The 18642-nt window shown below is 68.6% G+C and carries 13 protein-coding genes; 8 read left to right on the plus strand and 5 right to left on the minus strand.

Annotation, left to right across the window (positions count from 1 at the left end):
• Positions 1-31: 31 nt before the first annotated feature.
• Positions 32-3091 (minus strand): hypothetical protein, encoded by a 3060-nt coding sequence (locus tag RUU78_RS14340; RefSeq protein WP_313917731.1) that lies wholly within the window; start codon positions 3089-3091, stop codon positions 32-34.
• A 232-nt stretch (positions 3092-3323) separates the two neighbouring features.
• Here RUU78_RS14340 and RUU78_RS14345 point away from each other — a divergent pair, with 232 nt between their 5' ends.
• The 4 genes from RUU78_RS14345 to RUU78_RS14360 all read left to right on the plus strand — a co-directional run bounded on the left by RUU78_RS14345 (position 3324) and on the right by RUU78_RS14360 (position 9791).
• Positions 3324-3854, plus strand: a complete 531-nt coding sequence (locus tag RUU78_RS14345) for an RNA polymerase sigma factor (RefSeq protein WP_313917733.1) — start codon at positions 3324-3326, stop codon at positions 3852-3854.
• Positions 3847-4602: a hypothetical protein gene (locus RUU78_RS14350; RefSeq protein WP_313917735.1), complete on the plus strand. Its 756-nt coding sequence runs from the start codon at positions 3847-3849 to the stop codon at positions 4600-4602. Before RUU78_RS14345 ends, RUU78_RS14350 begins: the two co-directional genes overlap by 8 nt.
• Positions 4603-4879: 277 nt before the next feature.
• Positions 4880-7990 (plus strand): CHAT domain-containing protein, encoded by a 3111-nt coding sequence (locus RUU78_RS14355; protein ID WP_313917736.1) that lies wholly within the window; start codon positions 4880-4882, stop codon positions 7988-7990.
• A gap of 862 nt (positions 7991-8852) precedes the next feature.
• The gene (locus RUU78_RS14360; protein ID WP_313917738.1) at positions 8853-9791 is read left to right on the plus strand and encodes a LysR family transcriptional regulator; all 939 of its coding nucleotides are present in this window, start codon (positions 8853-8855) and stop codon (positions 9789-9791) included.
• 202 nt (positions 9792-9993) lie between these two features.
• Here the strand turns inward: RUU78_RS14360 and RUU78_RS14365 are convergent, their stop codons facing one another.
• A complete protein-coding gene (locus RUU78_RS14365) occupies positions 9994-10980 on the minus strand; it encodes a LysR substrate-binding domain-containing protein (RefSeq protein ID WP_313917762.1) in 987 nt (328 codons plus the stop codon).
• Between the two features lie 166 nt (positions 10981-11146).
• Between RUU78_RS14365 and RUU78_RS14370 the strand changes: the two genes are divergently transcribed.
• Positions 11147-11776 (plus strand): NAD(P)-dependent oxidoreductase, encoded by a 630-nt coding sequence (locus tag RUU78_RS14370; protein ID WP_313917740.1) that lies wholly within the window; start codon positions 11147-11149, stop codon positions 11774-11776.
• Positions 11777-11825: 49 nt separating this feature from the next.
• Here the strand turns inward: RUU78_RS14370 and RUU78_RS14375 are convergent, their stop codons facing one another.
• Positions 11826-12842, minus strand: coding sequence for an SDR family oxidoreductase (locus tag RUU78_RS14375; protein WP_313917742.1), 1017 nt, complete (start codon positions 12840-12842; stop codon positions 11826-11828).
• A 95-nt stretch (positions 12843-12937) separates the two neighbouring features.
• Here RUU78_RS14375 and RUU78_RS14380 point away from each other — a divergent pair, with 95 nt between their 5' ends.
• Positions 12938-13825, plus strand: a complete 888-nt coding sequence (locus tag RUU78_RS14380) for a LysR family transcriptional regulator (RefSeq protein ID WP_313917743.1) — start codon at positions 12938-12940, stop codon at positions 13823-13825.
• Between the two features lie 139 nt (positions 13826-13964).
• Here RUU78_RS14380 and RUU78_RS14385 read toward each other — a convergent pair whose 3' ends face one another.
• Positions 13965-15014 (minus strand): DNA topoisomerase IB, encoded by a 1050-nt coding sequence (locus RUU78_RS14385; protein WP_313917745.1) that lies wholly within the window; start codon positions 15012-15014, stop codon positions 13965-13967.
• Between the two features lie 328 nt (positions 15015-15342).
• Between RUU78_RS14385 and RUU78_RS14390 the strand changes: the two genes are divergently transcribed.
• Entirely contained in the window at positions 15343-15567 is a 225-nt protein-coding gene (locus RUU78_RS14390) for a hypothetical protein (protein WP_313917747.1), read from the plus strand.
• 261 nt (positions 15568-15828) lie between these two features.
• On the plus strand, positions 15829-17325 hold the full coding sequence (locus RUU78_RS14395; protein ID WP_313917748.1) for a UDP-N-acetylmuramoyl-L-alanyl-D-glutamate--2,6-diaminopimelate ligase: 1497 nt from the start codon (positions 15829-15831) through the stop codon (positions 17323-17325).
• A 94-nt stretch (positions 17326-17419) separates the two neighbouring features.
• Here the strand turns inward: RUU78_RS14395 and RUU78_RS14400 are convergent, their stop codons facing one another.
• A complete protein-coding gene (locus RUU78_RS14400; protein WP_313917751.1) occupies positions 17420-18364 on the minus strand; it encodes a Ku protein in 945 nt (314 codons plus the stop codon).
• Positions 18365-18642 lie beyond the last annotated feature (278 nt).

The raw sequence follows: 18642 nt of genomic DNA on the forward strand, positions 1-18642 counted from the left end.
TGCTTTTCAGGTTGGTTGTTTCTCGGAGGCTCTAGGGCATCGACTCGAAGCCATCGGCGAACACCCGCTCGAAGCGATAGCGGCGGCGGATCTCGGCGAGGTTCCCGGCGCTGTCGCGCACGCGCAGCGTAAACATCGTCGGCGCGGCGACGCGCGCCGGCAGCGTCACGCGGCGTATCGCGCCGTTGTCGGGCAGTACGAGGCCCGCGGCGAGATTCGCGCCGGCGGGCACGCTGCCGATCGCGCGGTCGGCGCTCAATGTCCATTCGCCCGCTGTGCTACGCAGGCCGCTTTCGATATCGAAGGCGGCCACGTCGATCGCGTCGATGTAGCCGGCGGTTTCCGCGGCGTCGGGCGTCGGCCGCAGCACCAGCGTCGGGCGCAGGTCGTCGTCGTCGTAGCCCCAGAGATTCTGTTGCGACGGCGTGTCGGTGGGATCGTTGCGGCCGCGCAGCTCGATGCCGGCGCCGGTATCGACCCAGCGCGCGACGGTGAAGCGTTCCGCATTCGTGAGCCCCGCGATCGGCGGATGGCCGGCAAAGTCGATGTCGTCATTGCGCGTGGCGTTGCTGCGCCCGTCGAGGCGTTCGTTCCACAGTGCCCAGAGCAGCAGCGACTGGCGCGCCTGTAGCGAACGCACATAGCGCGTGGCCTGCACGGCCTGGTCGCCGAGCAGGCGCGTAAACACGGCGCCGCTGACCGGATCGGTGCCGTCGAGCGCGAGCGCGTGATACGCCGCGGGCCAGCCCTGTACGGTCGGCGCGGACGATGCCAGGCGCAGGCCTGGGCCAGGCCCGGCGGGATTGGTCGCGCCATGACACGCGGCGCAGCGCGTGTCGAGGATGGGCGCGATGTCGCGGAAGTATTCGAGGCTGACGCTGCGCGCGGCGCGCGTCTCCAGCGTGTCGGTGCCGCCGGCGTCGCGTGCGAGCAGCGGCGTGACCAGCGCGAGGTCGCGTCGCTGGTAGCCCGGTTGCGCCGCCGCGGTTGTGGAAAAGTCCACGGATTCCTTGGAGTGCGAGTGGCAGCCGCCGCAGTCGTAGCGCGCTTCGCCCGGGCGCACCTGGTGCCAGGTCTGCGCGGTATTCAAGGCCATGCCGCGACGGTCGATGGTCTGGAACATGACCGAGGCATCGGCCGGCACGCGCACGAGGAACGAGGTATCGGCGACGACGCGACCGTCGGGCAGCGCCGTCAGCGGCGTGCCCGGCTTGCCCGACAGCGGGCCGCGTACCGGCACCTCGCCGAGCAGGCGCAGGCGCTCGCGGCCGTGGGTGAGATGCTGCGGACTGTTGTTCGGGTAAGAGAGATCGCTGAGCGGCTCCTGCAGCAGCACGCGCAGCGCGTAGATGTCGTCGTCGGCGTACAGGCCGGCGTCGGTGCCCTGCACGACCCAGCTGTACGAAAAGTCCCAGCTGAAGGGATTGAACGGATCACGATCGGCGAATACGCGCGAGCGTGCCGGACGCGTATCGCGCCAGATCAGCGAGCTGGATCCGAGCAGTCCGAACGGTTCGCCAGGGACGAGGTTCTCGGCCTGGATCTGCGCGTCGCTGAGCGGTGCGGGGCCAGCCGGCGCGGCGATGCCGTAGAGCTGCGCGAACGGCACGAGCGGCCGCGGCCACTGCAGGTTGTAACCGTCTTCGGCGAGCACGCGCACGATCTGCGGCGGCAGTCCCGCCGTGCAGCCCGCGCCGGGGCCGTTGGCGCACGCGGCGGGAATCGGCACCGTCTCGCCGTCGGGCAGCAGCACGATTTCACCGTGATACCACGGCAGGCCCGGATTGCCGGCGCCGAAGCTGCGGTGGTTCGCACCGCCAGGCGTGTAGACCGCGAGCAGTTCGGCCGCCGCGCCGCCGCGACCCGGCACCGGCGGTGTCGCTTGCGGATGCGTGAACTTGCCGCGGCGCTGCGCCGGTGTGCACGGATACGGCGCGAAGGCCGAGCCGGCCGGATCACGTTCGAAGCCGGGGCAGGGCGCGGCATAGTCCAGATGCGTCGTGAACGGCGTGATGTCGCGACGCAGGTTGCCGGGCTGCAGCGGATCGCGGCGCTCGTGCGGTGTGATGCCGCTGTCCGGATCCGGATCGTCGCTGAGGAAATCCACGCCGGGAGGATCGAGCGGATAGCGCAGCAGGCTGCCGAAGCCGTTGTTGTTGAGGTTGTAGTAGCGCGTGACGACGATGTCGCCGTCGGGCATCTGCGTGGCGAAGTGATGCACGAACGGATGGTCGGCATAGCCGGACAGGCTGTTCCAGTTGCGCCCGTCGGCATCGATGATCCACAGCGCGAACGCGCGCACGTCGCGCAGGCCCTGCATTTCCCAGCTGGAAAACAGGATGCGTCCGTCGCGCAGCACCTGCGGATGCAGCGCCATGCCGAGGTTCAGATGACCGATCTGCTCGACGTTCGCGCCGTCCCCGTCCATCGCGAAGAGCTGCAGCACGCGCTGTCCCGCACTGGCCTGCTTGGGCGGCAGCAGGTTGTTGCGCGAGGACGTGAACACGATGCGGCCGCGCGGCGCATAGGTCGGCCCGGTGTTGAACACGCCGATCTGTGGGTGATTGTTGCCAGCGGAAAAGTCGGCGCCATTGCCGGTGTTCGGCGTGAATTCCTGGCGCGTGAGCCGGCGCAGTGCGCGCGTGGCGACGTCGATCTCGTAAAGGTCGGCGCCAGCGCGGCTCAGGCCGCCGCGCTGGCCGTTGCGCACCTCGGGCGACAGGTCGTGGTACCAGGCGAACACGACGCGGCGGCCATCGAAGGACACGTTCGGGTCGGCTACCGCACCCACGCTCACGGGTTTGCCGGCCGGCGTGTCGAGCAGGGCACGGTGCTGTTCGAGCGGAAACAGCAGCTCGCGCTGGCCGTTGCTGCGCAGAAGCATCAAGGTCGCGCCGGGATCGGGCGTCAGCGGCCGCACGGTGTCGGGCCAGACGCTGTTGCCGTCGTTGGGCAATGCGGCGTTGTAGTCGGCACCGAAATACGGCGCGCGCACATAGACGAGATCGTAAGGCAGTGGATTGACGACGTCGGCGCGCGCGAACGCGGCCGTCACGAACAGCAGGAGCAACAGCACCGGACGCAGCAACATGGAAGCGACTCCGCGGGAACTGCGGGTAGGACGCAGCCGGCTGCGGCTTCCTCTCACGCCGACGGACGGCGTCGATGCGGTTGCGCCATGCGTGGATCGTCCGTGTGCGGCTGCGACATACTCGGTGCCGCCGGCGCAATGCCGGCGCCTACCGGGGGAAGGGCGATGCTTGCGCATCAGGCGGGGAGAGCGATGCCGGGGCATCAGGCAGCGCGGGTGGGAACGCATGCGCATGGATGACGCCGCTGTCGCGCGCCTGCAGCAGTTGCTGGCCGAATACGGCACGCGCCTGCGGGCGATCGTGCGCGCGCGCTGTCCGCAGGCGCTGGGCGTGGATCCGGATGAGGTCGAACAGGATGTGCGGGTACGCGTCTGGCAGGCGCTGACGCGCGAGAAGACCATCGGGCAGCCTGCGTCTTACCTGTACCAGACCGCGATGTCGGTGATCGTCGACCATATCCGCCGGCGCCAGGCGCGTCCGGATCTGGCCGCGAATGACGAAACGGAACTTGCCGGCGTCGCTGACGCAGCCGATCCGCAGCGCGCTGCGGCCGGCGAACAGTTCGGCCAGGCGCTGCATCGCGTGCTCGACGAACTGCCGCTGCGCCGGCGCCGGCCGGTGCAGTTGCACCTGCAGGGCTTCGGTACGGCGGAGATCGGCCGGCTGCTGCAGATGACCGAGGCGACGGCGCGCAACCTGGTCTATCGCGGTCTGGACGAATTGCGCGAACGATTGAAAACGGAGGGGTGGAACCATGAATGAGCCGCGGCAATGGAGCGAGGCCTATGCACAGGCCGCGGACGGCGCGCACGACTGCCTGCCGCCCGAGGAACTGCTCGCGGCGCTGGCCGGCACGCTGGACGCACCGCGCGCCGAGCGTGCCCTGCAGGCGCTGGCGGAATGTCCGCGCTGCGCCGCGGTCGCGCGGATCGCGCAGGACTTGCAGGCGAATCTCGAGGCCGACGCGCAGGCGTTCGCGGCACTGGGAGGCGGTGAGGCGGCGGGCAGGGCGGACGCGGTCGATACGGCAAATGCGATAAATGTAATAAATGGTGCAAATGTTTCCTGCGCGGCTGGGACGGCTGGTACGGAAAATGTGGTGTCACGCGCTCGCGCCGGAAGGCGGAGCGGACTGCCGCGCTGGGCGCTCGCGGCTGCAGCGGTGCTGGTCGTGGGACTGGGCACGGTCCTGCTGTTGCCGCGCGAACCGGTCCCGCCGGTCGTGCGCGGTAGCCCCGCCGCGGCCGTCGAACCGGCCAGCGGCAGCGCATTGCATGCCGCGCCGGCAGAGCTGAGCTGGGCGGCGATCGGCAGCGCGACAGCGTATCGCGTCGAGCTGTACGACGAGCGCGCCGAATCGCTGTGGCGCAGCGAGCGCGTCGCCGCGACGCGCGTTGCGTTGCCTGAGGATCTACGCGCGCGGCTTGCACGCGGCACGTTTCTCTGGCGCGTGCGTGCCGAGGGCAGCGATATCGAGATCGGGCCGTTTTATTTTCGGGTGGAGCCTTAATGGCACTCAGCACCATGCTCACTAAACGAGGTGGAAGCGACGTAGCGTGCTTGAAGCCCTCCCCTTCAAGGGGGTTGGAGCCGGTGGCTCAGAACCGGAAGATTCTCACCGACTTCAACGCCCAACGGGCCGGAGGGTTGGGTGGGGATGGTGTCAGGCGCGGCCTATGGAGTAACGCCGAAAATCTTATGCACGCTGCTGGAGAGACGTTTTCTCCCGAACAACAAGGCAAACTTCAACACCATCCCCACCCAACCCTCCCCTTGAAGGGGAGGGCTTGTTCAAAGCCTTCCTGATGCGCCGGGGCGCGCTCATTGTTCTATTCCTTACCCTGCCGCTCTGCGGCGTGGCCGCCGTGCAAGTCCGCGACCCCGGCCCCGCACTGCTAGGCCTCGGCATCGACGTGCAGACCGGCGACACGCTGCTGGCCTGGCGCGACGCGCAGGCGCGGTGGCACGACGGTGCCGATGCGCTGGATTGGTGGCAAAAGGAACTTGTTCACGCACCGCTGGGGCCGCTGTCCGTGCGTCTGAAGCGCAGCGACGGGACGCGTGAGATCGAATTGCCCGGCAGCCGCTGGGACTGGCAACTGCAGGACACCGGCGATGACAGCCGCCGGGCGCAGGCCTGGACCCAGCTGCGCCTCGCGGCCGATCACGCCGCAGCACGGCGATGGGCCGAAGTCCCGGCGCACTGCGATGCCGCGGTCGCGCTTGCCGGGCCTGCCGCCGACGCGGTGCTTGAATATTGCTGGCAGCTCGCCGAAGCGAATCCGGACCGCCAGGTCGGTGTGGTGCTCGCGCAGGCACTGATCGCGCATCGCGGCGCTGATGCGGGCTCGCTGTTGCGCGCGCGGGCGCAGCTCGCGCTCGCGCGCAGCGCTTTCACCGTGCGTGACTACGCGACCGCGGCGCGTGCAGCCGCCGAGGCGCTGACCTTGGCCCAGGCCGAATCCGGCCCGAATACGATCGCCGCCGCGGCGCTGCAGGTGCAGGGTTTCGTCGACTATCGCCAGGGCCGGCTCGACGCCGCGATGACGCGCTATGCCGACGCCGAGCGCACCGTGCGGGCGCTCGCGCCCGACAGCCTGCAGCACGCCGGCCTGCGCGGCGCGATCGCAACCGTGCATGGCTCTCGCGGCGATCTCGACACCGCCGTGAGCGAGGCCGAAGCAGCGCTGCGGCAGATGGCGCGCATCGCGCCGGGACAGATGAGCCTGGGCCGGCTGCAGTACAACGCCGGCCTCATGGCGTTCGAGCGCGGCCGCCTCGATGTGGCGGAACGGCATCTCGCGCAGGCCATGGCGACATTTGCGCTTGCCTCGCCGGCGGGTTCCGAAGCGGCGATGAGCCGCGCGCAACTCGCGCAGACGCTGGAGCGGCGCGGTGAATCGGCGCGGGCCGAAGCCTTGCTGCGCGATGCCGTCGCCGCGGGCCTGCAGATCGACGCGACGGCCTACGAAACCCTGAGCATGCGTCTGCAGCTCGCGCTCGCGCTGGCCGGACAGGCGCGTCGCGCCGAGGCCTTGCGGGAAGCCGACGCGGTCGCGCTGGCCACGACCGGCGAGCGCAGCGACACCTTGCATGCCGACGCGCTGTCGCTGCGCGCGCAACTGCGCCTGGACTCCGGCGAGGTCGAGGCCGCGCTGGCCGATGCGGACGCGGCCGCGGCACTGCTGCGCGCGCGCGAACGGCGCATCCAGCTCGCGCCGGTGCTGGTGCAGCGGGCCGAAGCGCTGCGCCGGCTCGCGCGCTACGACGAATCGGCGGCCAGCGTCGGCGAAGCGCTGGAACTGCGCCGCCGCTATGCGCCGCAGACCGTGCTCGAAGCCGAAACCCTGCTGGCCCGCGCGCGCCTGTCGCGCGACCGCGGCGATGCGGACGCTGCGCTGGCCGATTTCGCGAGCGCGCTCGATGCGCTCGAAGCGCAGCGCGATCTGCTCGGCGGCAACGAGGAAACGCGCGCGCGCTGGGCCGCGCGGTCGGCGCCGTTCTACCGCGAAATGCTTGCGCATTTGCTGGCGATGGTGCGCACCGACGCGGCCTGGCTGCTGCTCGACCGCTATCGCGCGCGCGAATTCCTCGCCACGCTGGGGCAACGGCGCGAGGCCTTGCTGGCCCACGTCGATGCGGCGCTGCGCGACGAGGAGCGGGCGATCGCGGAGGACTACCTGCGCGCGCAGAAGCAGGCGCAGGCCGGCAGCGTGCTGGATGCGCAGACCTTTTCCCGGCTGCGGCAGCGCGGCGCGGCATTGCAGCAGCGTCTCGTCGCGGCGGATGCGCGCCTGGCCGGACTGGCGCTGCCGCGTGCGGCACAGGCCGCCGAGGTCGCCGCGGCACTGCCGGCGGATGCGGCACTGGTGTCCTATGCCGTGCTGCCCGAGCGCAGCTGGGCCTTCGTACTGCGCCGCGACCGGCCGCAAGTGCAGGCATTCGCGCTGGATCTTGATGCGGCGTCGCTGGAACGCGAGGTCGACGCGCTGCGCCTGCTGATCACGCTGCCGACGGCCGGAAGCGCGAGCCGCGAGGCGCTGCTGCAGCGCGCCGCCGCGCTGCATGCGCGCCTGATCGCGCCGCTCGCGCCGGCGATCGGCGATGCGGCGCGGCTGTACCTGGTACCCGATGGTCCGCTGCATCGTCTGCCGTTCGCGGTATTGCGCGAGGAGGGTGCCGACGGCCTGTTCCTGGCGCAGCGTCATGTGCTTGGCCTGCTGGTTTCGGCCAGTGCCTATCTCGGCCGGCCGCCGCCGCTGTGGCCGGCCGATCAGGCGCGCGTCGCGATCCTTGCCGCGCCCCGTGCCAACGGCGACGGTGACCTGCCCGCCGCGCAGCGCGAGTCAGAGGCGATCGCAGCCCTGTTCGGTGCGCGCGCACAGTTGCATGCGGGTACGGCGGCGAGTCCGGCGCAGGCACTGGCTGCGCTGCGCGAGGCGGACATCGTCCATTTCGCCAGCCACGCCGTGGTCGATCCGGCCTATCCGCTGGATTCGTTCCTGCGCCTGGGCGGGGAAGCCCGGCTGAGCGCCTGGGATGTCATGCGTGCGGCGCCGCTGCGTGCCGGGCTGGTCACCTTGTCGGCCTGCGACAGCGCGCTGGGCTTCAATGCCGGCGGTGAAGGACTGGTCGGGCTGACGCGTGCATTCCAGTTTGCCGGTGCCGGCTCCGTGGTCGCGACCCTGTGGCGCGTCGCCGACGCGCCGACCGAGCAGCTCATGCGCGCGTTCTACACCGAACTCGCGCGCGGCACGCCGGCGGATCTCGCGCTCGCGCTGGCCCAGCGCCAGCTACTCGCCAGCGACCGACCCGCCTGGCAGCGCTGGATAGGCTGGGGCGAGGACTTCAGCCATCCGTACTACTGGGCCGCCTTCGTCATCAGCGGCGTGCGCTGAGACGGCGCTGCGGCAGTCCGTTTCGCACCACGTTCCGCTCTGCGTGATCAAAGAGGGGAGCGAGGAACGAGGGAAGAGAGAAGTGGGAAACGAGGAGTTCGTCGAGCCGCTGCCGCTCACTCGTTTCTCACTTCTCTCTTCTCGATTCTCAGTCAGGGCGAGCCACCGCCGCTGACTCGTTTCTCGCTCCTCTTCCCTTGTTCCTCAGTCAGGGCGAGCCATTGCCGCTCGCTCGTTTCTCGCCTCCCACGTCTCGTTCCTCGCAACAGGCGCGTCGCCGGGCGCACGCCGTCATCCGCGCTGCAAGACCTTTTCACTACGCGCGCCTGCGCGTTGCATCGGGCGTGCCGGTCAAAGTTTTGTTTTCTACAACAGTAACGAAAAGCGTTGTTCAAAAAACAACTCACAAAAACCCGGTTTTGACGATATTTCGGCCGAAATAAGCGATTTTTCTGCGGGTTGCATGTCGTGCGTGTAAAGAATGCTGTAGGGTCTACACGCAGAAATCATTCGGCGATGATTGATCGGTCAGTTATGGCAAGAGAGGAATTGGCATGGCGCGGTATCTCGGAATTTTCCGAGGCACAGCAGCCGGCAAGTCGCATGTCGGCAGCTACGTTTTCGGTCAAGAATTTGCCCATGGCGTTGCGCGAGATCACGCGCGGCGATGCGGCACGCCGCATGGGTGCGACCAGCGCAACGACGTATTGCGGCAAAAGACCCCGGCGTGTTCGGGAACCTGTGGGTTGGCACACCAGGCAAATGGCGGCGGGCTGTGCAGGCAGCGCGCTGCCAGTGCAGATCGGTCACAGGGATTTGCGACCGAGCGGTTTTCGTATCCCGGCAAAGGATGGCAGTCACAATGGATCGATTCGATAGCCTGCGTCTGTTCACGCGCATCGTGGAGTTTGGCAGCTTCACCCGCGCGGCTGCCGAACTCGGTATTCCCCGCGCCACCGCGACCCACGCCATCAAGGCGCTTGAACACCGCCTCGGCACCCGCCTGCTCGAACGCACGACACGGCAGGTTCACGTCACGCCGGACGGGCGGGCGTATTACGATTTCTGCGCACACCTGCTTATCGAGCTGGAGCAGATCGAGAGCAGCCTGTCCCGTGTGGCGAGCGAGCCGCGCGGCGTGTTGCGCGTGGACCTGCGCGGCAGTGTCGCGACGCAACTGCTGCTGCCGTGGATCGACGAGTTTTGCCGGCAGCATCCGCAGATCGAGCTGGTGATCAGCAACGGCGAGCGCCTTGCCGACCTGCTGCGCGACGGCATCGACTGCCTCGTGCGCACGGACACTCCCTGCGAATCGTCGATGGCCACGCATGGGCTGGCCGTCCTGCCGCAACTGCTCTGCGCCAGCCCCGCATATCTGCAGCGCTACGGCGAACCGCTGTGCCCGGACGACCTGACCGCGCACGTCGGCATCGGCTGGCTGCAGCGGCAGCGCGAAACCGAAGCGCGCATCCGCCTGCGCGGCGGCGACGCGCAGCACGAGTATCGGCTGCGCAAGAGCATTTCCGTCAGCGACAGCGAGAGCTATCTGATCTGCGCCTTGCGCGGCTGCGGTCTCGCGCAGCTGCCGCGCGCGCATGTCGAGGCGCATCTGCGCGACGGCAGTCTGGTCGAGGTGCTCGCGGCATACGCGTCGCCGCCGCTGCACGTGTCGCTGCTGCACCCGGCGCCGCGCCGGCTTGCGCCGGCCGCACAGGCTTTCGTCGACTGGGCCATGGCCAGCTGCGCGGCACGGTTCGGCCTCGTGGACGGCGTTGCCGATTTCGCCGTGGCGGACGGCTAGCCGTGATCGCTGCGCAGGTCGCGCCTGCGGGCTGGTCGCGGAAGGGTGGTGCGGTCACCCTGGAGACGTTTTTGCAAGAAATCACAACGTTTCTTTTGCGGTGCCTGCCGTATGCCGCGACTCCCGGTTCATCCCGTGCCGTCGGGCGACGCTGCGGCCTTCGGCGGCGCTGGGCGAAGAAGGCCCGGACCGGTGCACGGAATCACTTTTTCTGTCGCGGTGCGCGCACGCGGGGCGGTAGTGAAGCGGCGGGAGCGGCACCTGCGCCGAAATGTATACGCGCCGTGTGCTCGAACATCTGCTGCAGGCAACCTGGCCGTCGCAGGCGTTCGATCCACCAGGCGAGGGCGGCGCCGTCCTCGTCGGAGCGCCAGGCGAGATGCAGTTCCTCGTCGGGCCGCTGTTCCTCGACCTGCATGTGCACCAGGCGACCGGCATCGATCGCCGGACGCGCGTACACCTCGGGCAGGTAGCCGAAACCAAAGCCGGCGATCTGGTACGCGTACTTGCTGAAGCTGTCGGGCACCGTGAGCGTGTCCTGACCGAACAGCAGGCCGACCGTGCGCGGCATCAGGCGCCGCGCCGAGTCGGCGACGGCTACCGCGCGGTGCGCGCGCAGCGATGCCTTGTCGAGCGGCTGCTTTGCTTTGGCCAGCGGATGGTCGGGCGCCACGGCGAAGACGAACGGCACGGAACCCAGCCGTTCCGTGACGTAGCCGCCGCCCGACGGGCCGTCGCCCGCGGCGGCGATCACGAGATCCACGCGCCGATCCAGCAGCGCTTCCCATGATCCTGACAGTGAGTCCTGCGAGATGCGCAGCCGCGTGCGGTCGGCGATGCGATAGAACGCGCGGACGTCGTCGGCGAGCACCGACGGCGGCAGCAGCGATTCGAGTCCGATGGCGAACTGGGTTTCCCAGCCCGAGGCGACGCGGCGCACCCGGTGTTCGAGATCCTGCGCCGCCTTGAGCAGGTAGCGGCCTTCCTTGAGCAGCTCCGAGCCCGCGGCGGTCAGGCTGACGCGTGGTCCGGCACGCTCGAAGATCGCGACCCCGAGGTCCTGTTCGAGTTTGGACACGGTGTAGGAGATCGTCGACGGCACGCGGTGCAGCTCGGTGGCCGCGCCAGCGAACGACCCGCGCCGGTCGATCGCGTCGAGCACCTGAAGTCCGTCGAGGCTGATTTTCAACATTCGAAAGAATCGATGATAGACGGGCAAACTATCCGTTTTTCTTCGTGCCGCATCGTACCCATACTGCTCCCCGACGAGGAAAACGCGCACTGTTGCGCTCGGATTCGATCATCGAACGATTCGCTGGTCAACCGCCACTTTCTCGAAATTCAGGAGCATGACCATGAACGTCGTACTGTTTGGCGCCACCGGCAAGACCGGCAGTCGCCTGCTGCAGGAACTGGTTACCCGCGGCCACACCGTGACCGCGTCGGCGCGGGACGTGAGCAAGCTGTCGGCATCGTCGGCGCACGACGTCCGGCAGGATGATCTCAGCGATGCAGGCCGCATCGCCGAGACGATCCGGGGCGCCGGTGCGGTGATCAGCGCGTATGCGCCGCCGGCCGACGACACCGATCAGCTCGTTGGCGTCACGCAGCGCCAGGTGGATGCCGTGCGCCGTGCCGGCGTGGCTCGCCTGCTGGTCGTCGGTGGCGCGGGCGGACTGAACGTGGCGCCTGGCGTGTCGTTGATCGACTCGGGTCATCTGCCGGCACCGTACCTGCCGATCGCGAGGTCGCATGTGAAGGCACTCGACGTGCTGCGCACGTCCAACGTCGACTGGACTTACCTGGCCCCGGCGGCATTCTTCGAGCCGGGCGAGCGCAAGGGCCGCTTCCGTCTCGGCACGGATGAACTCATCACCGATGCCAACGGTGAAAGCCGCATTTCGATGGAGGACTACGCCATCGCGCTGGTCGACGAACTCGAACAAGGCGCACATCGCAAGCAGCGCTTCTCGATCGGTTACTGACGATGCATGGGCGGCCGGCCTCGACGCAGGCCCGGCCGCCCGGCCATCGTCACGATCGGCGTGCAGCGGGTTCCGCGATGCGTTGAGCGGCCGGTGCCGGCATGCCGTCGAAGCAGCCCAGGCCGTCCAGCGTCGCCATGACCGCATCGTCGAGCGGCGTGTGTGGCTCGTGGCCGAGTACGTCCAGCAGGCGTGCATGGCTCATGCGCACCGGCTCGCGCCACAGGTAGCGCATCTGCCGCAGTTCGCGCAGCGTCTCGACGAACGGCGACGCGAGCGTGATCAGCCACCACGGAAACCGGCGTCGTTCCGGCGCAGCGCCGCCGCGGCGCTGCACGGCCCGCGCGATCGCGTCGGCCATCTGCTGGCCGTCGGCGTCCCAGTGGCCGGCCATGTGGAACGTCGCAAAACGATCGAGACGCTCGCTGCGCTCGAGCAGCGCGACCATCGTGCGCGCCACGTCCGGCAGGTAGGACCACTGATGCCCGATGCCGGGGGTGCCTGGCAGGCTGATCGTCGTCACCGGTCGTCCCGGCTTGACCAGCCCCTGCGAGAACCAGTTGTTGCCGACCTTCGGACCGAAGAAGTCGCCGGCGCGCACGATGAGCACGCGGCATCCATGTTCGGTCGCGGCGCGCAGTCGTTGCTCCATCTCGACGCGGATCTTTCCCTTGCGGGTCGGCGCGTGCTGCGGCGCGTCTTCGTGCACGAGGGGAAACGCGTCGGGACCGTAGTTGTAGACCGTGCCGGGCAGAACGATCGTGGCCTGTTCGGCGATGGCCGCGGCGATAGTGTTGTCCAGCATCGGCAGCACGAGTTCGGCCCAGCGGCGGTAGCCCGGCGGGTTCACCGCGTGAACGATCACCGCGCAGCCCTTTGCGGCGCGCAGGACGTCTTCGCGGTTCATCGCATCGCCCGGCAGCCATTCGATGCCGTCGCGCGTTTGCGGGGACCCGTCGCGCTTCATCGCGCGTACCGTCCAGCCCGCATCGCGCAACTGGTTGGCGACCTCGCCACCGATGCCGCCGGTGGCGCCCAGGACGAGAGCAATCTTCGAAGGGTTCATGGCAATACCTCGGTGCGGTGGGGTTGGCGGCATCTTCGGCGTCCGTACGCACCAATGGAATTGCCTGATCTGTACGTGCTGCTATACATTTCTGTATGGATAACGACGCCAACTGGGAGCTCTACCGGACCTTTCTCGGCGTACTCGAGCACGCTTCGCTATCCGGTGCCGGCAGGGCGCTCGGCCTGGCCCAGCCGACGGTGGGGCGCCATATCGCCGCGCTGGAGCAGGAACTGGGCCTTGCGCTGTTCACCCGCTCGCCAGCGGGCCTGACGCCTACGGATGCCGCCCTGGGCCTGCGCGTCTACGTCGAGGCAATGCGCAGCAACGCGGCGGCGCTGCGCCGTGCCGTCGGCAGCCACGGTGACGGCGTGCGCGGCACCGTGCGGATCTCGGCCAGCGACATGATCGGCGTCGAAGTGCTCCCGCCTGTGCTGGCCGGCCTGGGCGCCCAGTATCCGGAACTGCGGATCGAACTCGTGCTGAGCAACCGCGTGCACGATCTGTTGCGGCGCGAAGCGGACATCGCCGTGCGCATGACCCAACCACGGCAGGACCTGCTGATCGCGCGCCGCGTCGGCACGGTCGAACTGGGTCTGTTCGCGCACGCCGACTATCTGGCGCGCCGGGGCGTGCCGACCAGGCCGGCGGAACTGGCTTCGCATGCGCTGATCGGCTTCGACGAGGAAACGCCGTTCCTGCGTGCAGCGAAGAAATGGCTGCCGGGCTGGCAGCGGGAGAACTTTGCGCAGCGCACCGACAGTGACGTCGCGCAGCTCGCACTGATACGCGCCGGTGCGGGCATCGGCATCTGCCAGGTGGCCATAGCCGCGCGCGATCCACAGCTGGTGCGGGTGCTCGCGAACGACGTGACGATCCCGCTGGAGACTTGGCTCGTGATGCACGAGGACCTGCGCAACAGCGCGCGCTGCCGCGTCGCGTTCGACGCGCTGGTAGAGGGGCTGCTGCGGCATGCGGCGTGAGTGCGGCGCGGTGCACCGGTGCACGGACGGCGCAACGTCAATCCCTGCTCACCCAACCCTGCAGCCTGCACGCCCTGGAAGGGGAAGGGCGCAATGGCCTCGGCTCGCACTCAGGCTCTGGCGTCGGGTCAGGTAGTTCTTACTGCACCGCTGAAGAGGCGCGACGCCGACGCGCCGGAGCGATCAGCGCGCGCACGGCGCGTTCTTCCCAGCTCAGTCCGCGCACCGGCCGCTGGTACTGGGTATCGGGCGGCTGCCAGGCGCCGGATTGCAGGGCTTCCATCACGCGCGGGTCGAGATACGAATTGCGGCAGACCGTGGCGGTATTGCCCAGACGCGCCGCGACGCTCGCGATGCAGGCCTTCATGCGTGCCCCTGCCGGCAGCTCGGCGTCCTGGTCCAGCGACGCCTGCCAGGCGCGTACGAGCGACGCCGTCGCGCCCCAGGTGCGGAAGGTGCGCGCGGTCAGCGCGAGCCCGCTCAGTTGCGCAAGAAACGCGTTGACGTCGGTCGAGCGCAGCGGGTGTGGCCGCCCGTCCGCGCCGATGTACTGGAACAGCAGCTGGCCCGGCAGCTCCTGGCAGCGTCGCACGATGCGCGCGAGGCGTGCGTCGGACAGCGTGATGCGCAGCGGCTTGCCGGTCTTGCCGCGAAAGCTCAGCTCGATGCGGCGCGAGCCGATCCGCGCATGGCGGTCGCGCAGCGTGGTCAGACCGTAGGAACTGTTGCTGCGCGCGTATTCCTCGTTGCCGACACGGATCAGGGTCTGGTCGAGCAGGCTGACGACGGCCGCGAGCACTTTATCGCGCGTCAGTGCCGGCGCCTTGAGCAGCACCTGCAGACGTCGGCGCAAACGCGGCAGCGCCGCACTGAAATCGTCGAGCAGCGCGTACTTGCGATCGTCGCGGAACGCGCGGAAACCCGCGTGATAGCGATACTGCTTGCGTCCGCGCGCATCGCGGCCGGTGGCCTGCAGATGACCGTCGGGGTGCAGGCAGATCCAGACGTCGTCATAGGCCGGCGGTATGGCGAGTTTGCGGATCCTCGCGAGCACGCGCTCGTCGGCAATGCGGCGGCCGCTGGGATGCAGGTAGACGAAGGCTTTGCCGTGACGCTGGCGGCGAATGCCGGGTGCAGCGTCGCTGACATGACGCAGGTGGGCGGGCAGGCGGCGCGAGGGCGCGGGCATGCGGTTCTCCGTCGGGCTCTGGCGGCGTACTGCAGCGATCGGGCCAGCGTTCCGGTCGCTTGCGCGGTCCTGTTGAAGCGGCCAATCCGGGCAGTCTGCAAGCCTGGGGCGCGGCCCGGCATGCAATCGGCGCGGCGTGCCCCGCGGCCAGGCCATCCAGTTTCAAGGCGTTGCGCGTGGCAAGCGTCGGCACGGGTTCTGCGAAGGCTCGCGTATGCAGGCAGCGCGTCGTTCCACACCACCGTTTACCGATCGCTCATTCATTCGCTCATTCCCTCCTTCCCACTTCCCACGCTTCTCACGTTCACTCATCCGCAGGGAGCCACTCATGTACAAGCACGCGATCACGAGGCTCACCGTGCAGGCCACGCGCGGCGAGACGCGCGAGCTGGACGTGTTCTGCGAAGCGCGCCTGTCCGACGCGCCGACCGGCGATGCCGAGCCGTTGCGCTGGGCGCGCGACGCGCAAGGGCGCTGGTACTCGTTCAGTACGATGGATGCGCGTGCGCTCGTGGAGTCCAGTTCGGGCGACTGGTTCTCGATCCTCGCCTGAAGCGATGCAGCAGCGACGCCGTCGTGGTGCCGCGCGCGTGTCGCGGCGTATCGGGCTGCGCTGCGCTTCGTGCGATCATCCGCGCCGCAGCGGTCGCCGCCACGGCGGCACTGATTGTTCTGCCGCCTCATTTCCGCCACGAACTGGCCTGCGCGAAGCCCTGTCGCGACCGCAGGCTGAGCCGTCACTGATTGCCCCTCGGCGGGGCGCGCATCCATCGGCGATGGCGCTCGCGTTCCGCCTTCATCGATTCGGACCCGTATGACCTTCGACGAACTCGTAGCCGCCATCCGTCGTTATCCCATCGTCACCGACGACACGCGCGAGCTTGTCGCCGGCGGTGTCTTCGTCTACGGCAGCGGCCGTGCGCACAAGGACGAATTCCTGGATCGCGCGCTCGCCGCCGGCGCGGCGCTGGTCGTCAGCGAGACGGATCTGCCGCAGCTCGCGCCGGAGCGCGTGGTGCGCGTGAGCAACCGGCGGGCCGCCTCGGCCGAGCTGGCGCGTGCGTTCTACGGCGATCCCAGCGCGCGGCTGCTGATGGCTGCCGTCACCGGCACCTGCGGCAAGACCACGACGACCTATCTGCTCGAAAGCCTGCTGCGTGCCGGCGGCCATTCGGTCGGCGTGATCGGCACCGAGAACATGCGCTACGCCGGCCATGTCCTGCCGTCGCCGAACACGACACCGAGCACCTTCGTCCTCAACCGCATCCTGCGCGACATGGCCGATGCGGGCTGCAGCGCGGTCGCGATGGAAGTGTCCTCGCACGCGCTGGAGCAGGAGCGCACGCTCGCCGTCGCCTTCGACGGCATGGTGTTCACCAACCTGTCGGTCGAACACCTCGACCTGCACGAAACCATGGACAACTATTTCGCGGCCAAGGCGCGGCTGTTCACCGACTACGTCGCTCACGCGCGGCGCCACGGCAAGTCGCCACGCGCGGCCATCCACGTCGGCGATGCCTACGGCGCGCGGCTGTACGCGCAGTTGTGCGGATCCGACGGGTTTGCCGAGCACGCGCCGGTCGCCTTCAGCCTGCAGCCGCCCGCGCAGGGACTGGACGGATCGGGACTGCGCATTTCGGCCGCGGGCATTGCCGGCGACATCGTGCAGACCGGTGCCATGGCGCCCGCGATCACCGTGGACTCGGCGCTGATCGGCCGCTTCAACGCGGAAAACATTCTCGGCGCGGTCGCGCTCGCGCGCGAACTCGGCGTGCCGCCGGAGGCGCTGGCGCGTGGACTGCGCGAGATGACGCCTGTCCCGGGTCGCATGGAGCGCGTCGTGCACCGCGGCGAGGTCTCGGTCGTGGTCGACTTCGCGCACAAGCCCGGCGCGCTCGAGGTCGTGCTCGACACTTTGCGTCCGCTGACGCCGGGACGACTGATCTGCGTGTTCGGCTGCGGCGGCCGGCGCGACGCGACCAAGCGACCCGTCATGGGGCAGATCGCCGGGCAGCGCGCGGATATCGTCATTGTCACGCCCGACAATTTCCGCGGCGAGGCATTCGACGGTATTGCCGCCGCGATACTTGCCGGCGTCGATGCGCAGGACCGCGCCAAGGTGCATGTCGTCGACGAGCGCCGTGCTGCGATCGGCCACGCGCTGTCGCTGGCCCAGGCCGGCGATACGGTGCTGATCGCCGGACGTGGCGCGGAGACCGTGCTCAGCGTCGATACCGGTGGCGCAGAGCGCCGCATCGACTTCGACGATCGCGTCGTTGCGGCGGAACTTGCGGCTCAGGCGCTCGTCTAGCGCGCTTCAGGACCCTCTCGCCCCACCGCGGAACGCGCTGGCGGCGAAAGGGTAGGGTAAGCGCCAAAGCCGTTGGGTGAGGGAGCTATCGCGATCAGGACGCGCGCTGCCTTGCGGGCTTCGCGGTCTTCTTCGCCGCGGTTTTCTTGCGTGCCGCCGGTTTCTTGGCTGCGCGCTTGGGCGCGCTTTTCGTACTGGCTTTCGCGTCGGCCTTGGTGCTCGTCGTCGGACCTGTGCGCCGACCGCTTGCCAGGCTCTTTTCCAGCAGCGACATGAAGTCGACCACGTTCGTCGACGTCTCGGTGTCGGCTTCGATCGGCTCGAGTTTCGGCGCGGCGCGGCCACGGCCTTTTCTGATGCTCGCCTCGACGATCTTGCGCAGCTTGTCGCGGAAGTCGTCCTTGTAGTCCGTGGGCTTCCAGTCCGCGCTCATCGACTCGACGAGCTTGGCCGCCATGTCCAGTTCGCGCGCCGAGATGCGTTCGCCCGCAGCGCCGCTCTTGGGCAGGTCGTAGTCGGCGGTGTCGATGATTTCCTGCGGAAAGCGCAGCAGGATCAGCACCAACGCGCGATCGTGCGGCTTGAGCATGGCCAGGTACTGGCGCGTGCGGATCACGAGTTTCGCGATGCCGACCTTGCGCGTCTTCTTCAGGGTCTCGCGCAGCAGCACATAGCCCTTGCTCGCGCGCTTGCCGGGTACTAGCACATAGGGTTTCTCGAAATAGCGCTCGTCGATCGCATCGGCGTCGACGAAGGCTTCGATGTCCACGGTTTCGGTTGATTCGGGCGCGGCGCGCTTGAGCTCCTTTTCGTCGATGACCGCATAGCTGCCCTTGGCGTATTCGTAGGCCTTGACGATCTCCTTCCATGGCACCTCCTCGCCGGTCTCGGCGTTGACGCGCTCGTAGCGGATCGGCGACTTGTTACGTCCGTCCAGCATGCGGAAATGCAGGTCGGTACTGCGCTCGCCGGGCATCAGCTGCACGGGAACCTGCAGCAAGCCGAAGGAGATGGTTCCGTTCCAGATGGGACGTGGCATGGCGAGGCCTTGAGGACGACGCGTGAACCTGGCCCTCCCCTTGAAGGGGAGGGTTGGGTGGGGATGGGGTGTGTCGCTTGGACAACAAAAGCAACTGCATTACGGTGAATACGGCGTTTCGCGCTACGACCCTCTGCCGTGCGAACACCATCCCCACCCAATCCTCCGGCCCGTCGGGCGTTGAAGCCGGTGATAACCTTTCGGTTCTGAGCCGCCGGCTCCAACCCCCTTGAAGGGGAGGGCTTCTACGGCATTGGCGGGTTCGCTCGGCATGTTGT

This window comes from Tahibacter sp., from assembly GCF_032229445.1.
Lineage (GTDB): Bacteria > Pseudomonadota > Gammaproteobacteria > Xanthomonadales > Rhodanobacteraceae > Tahibacter.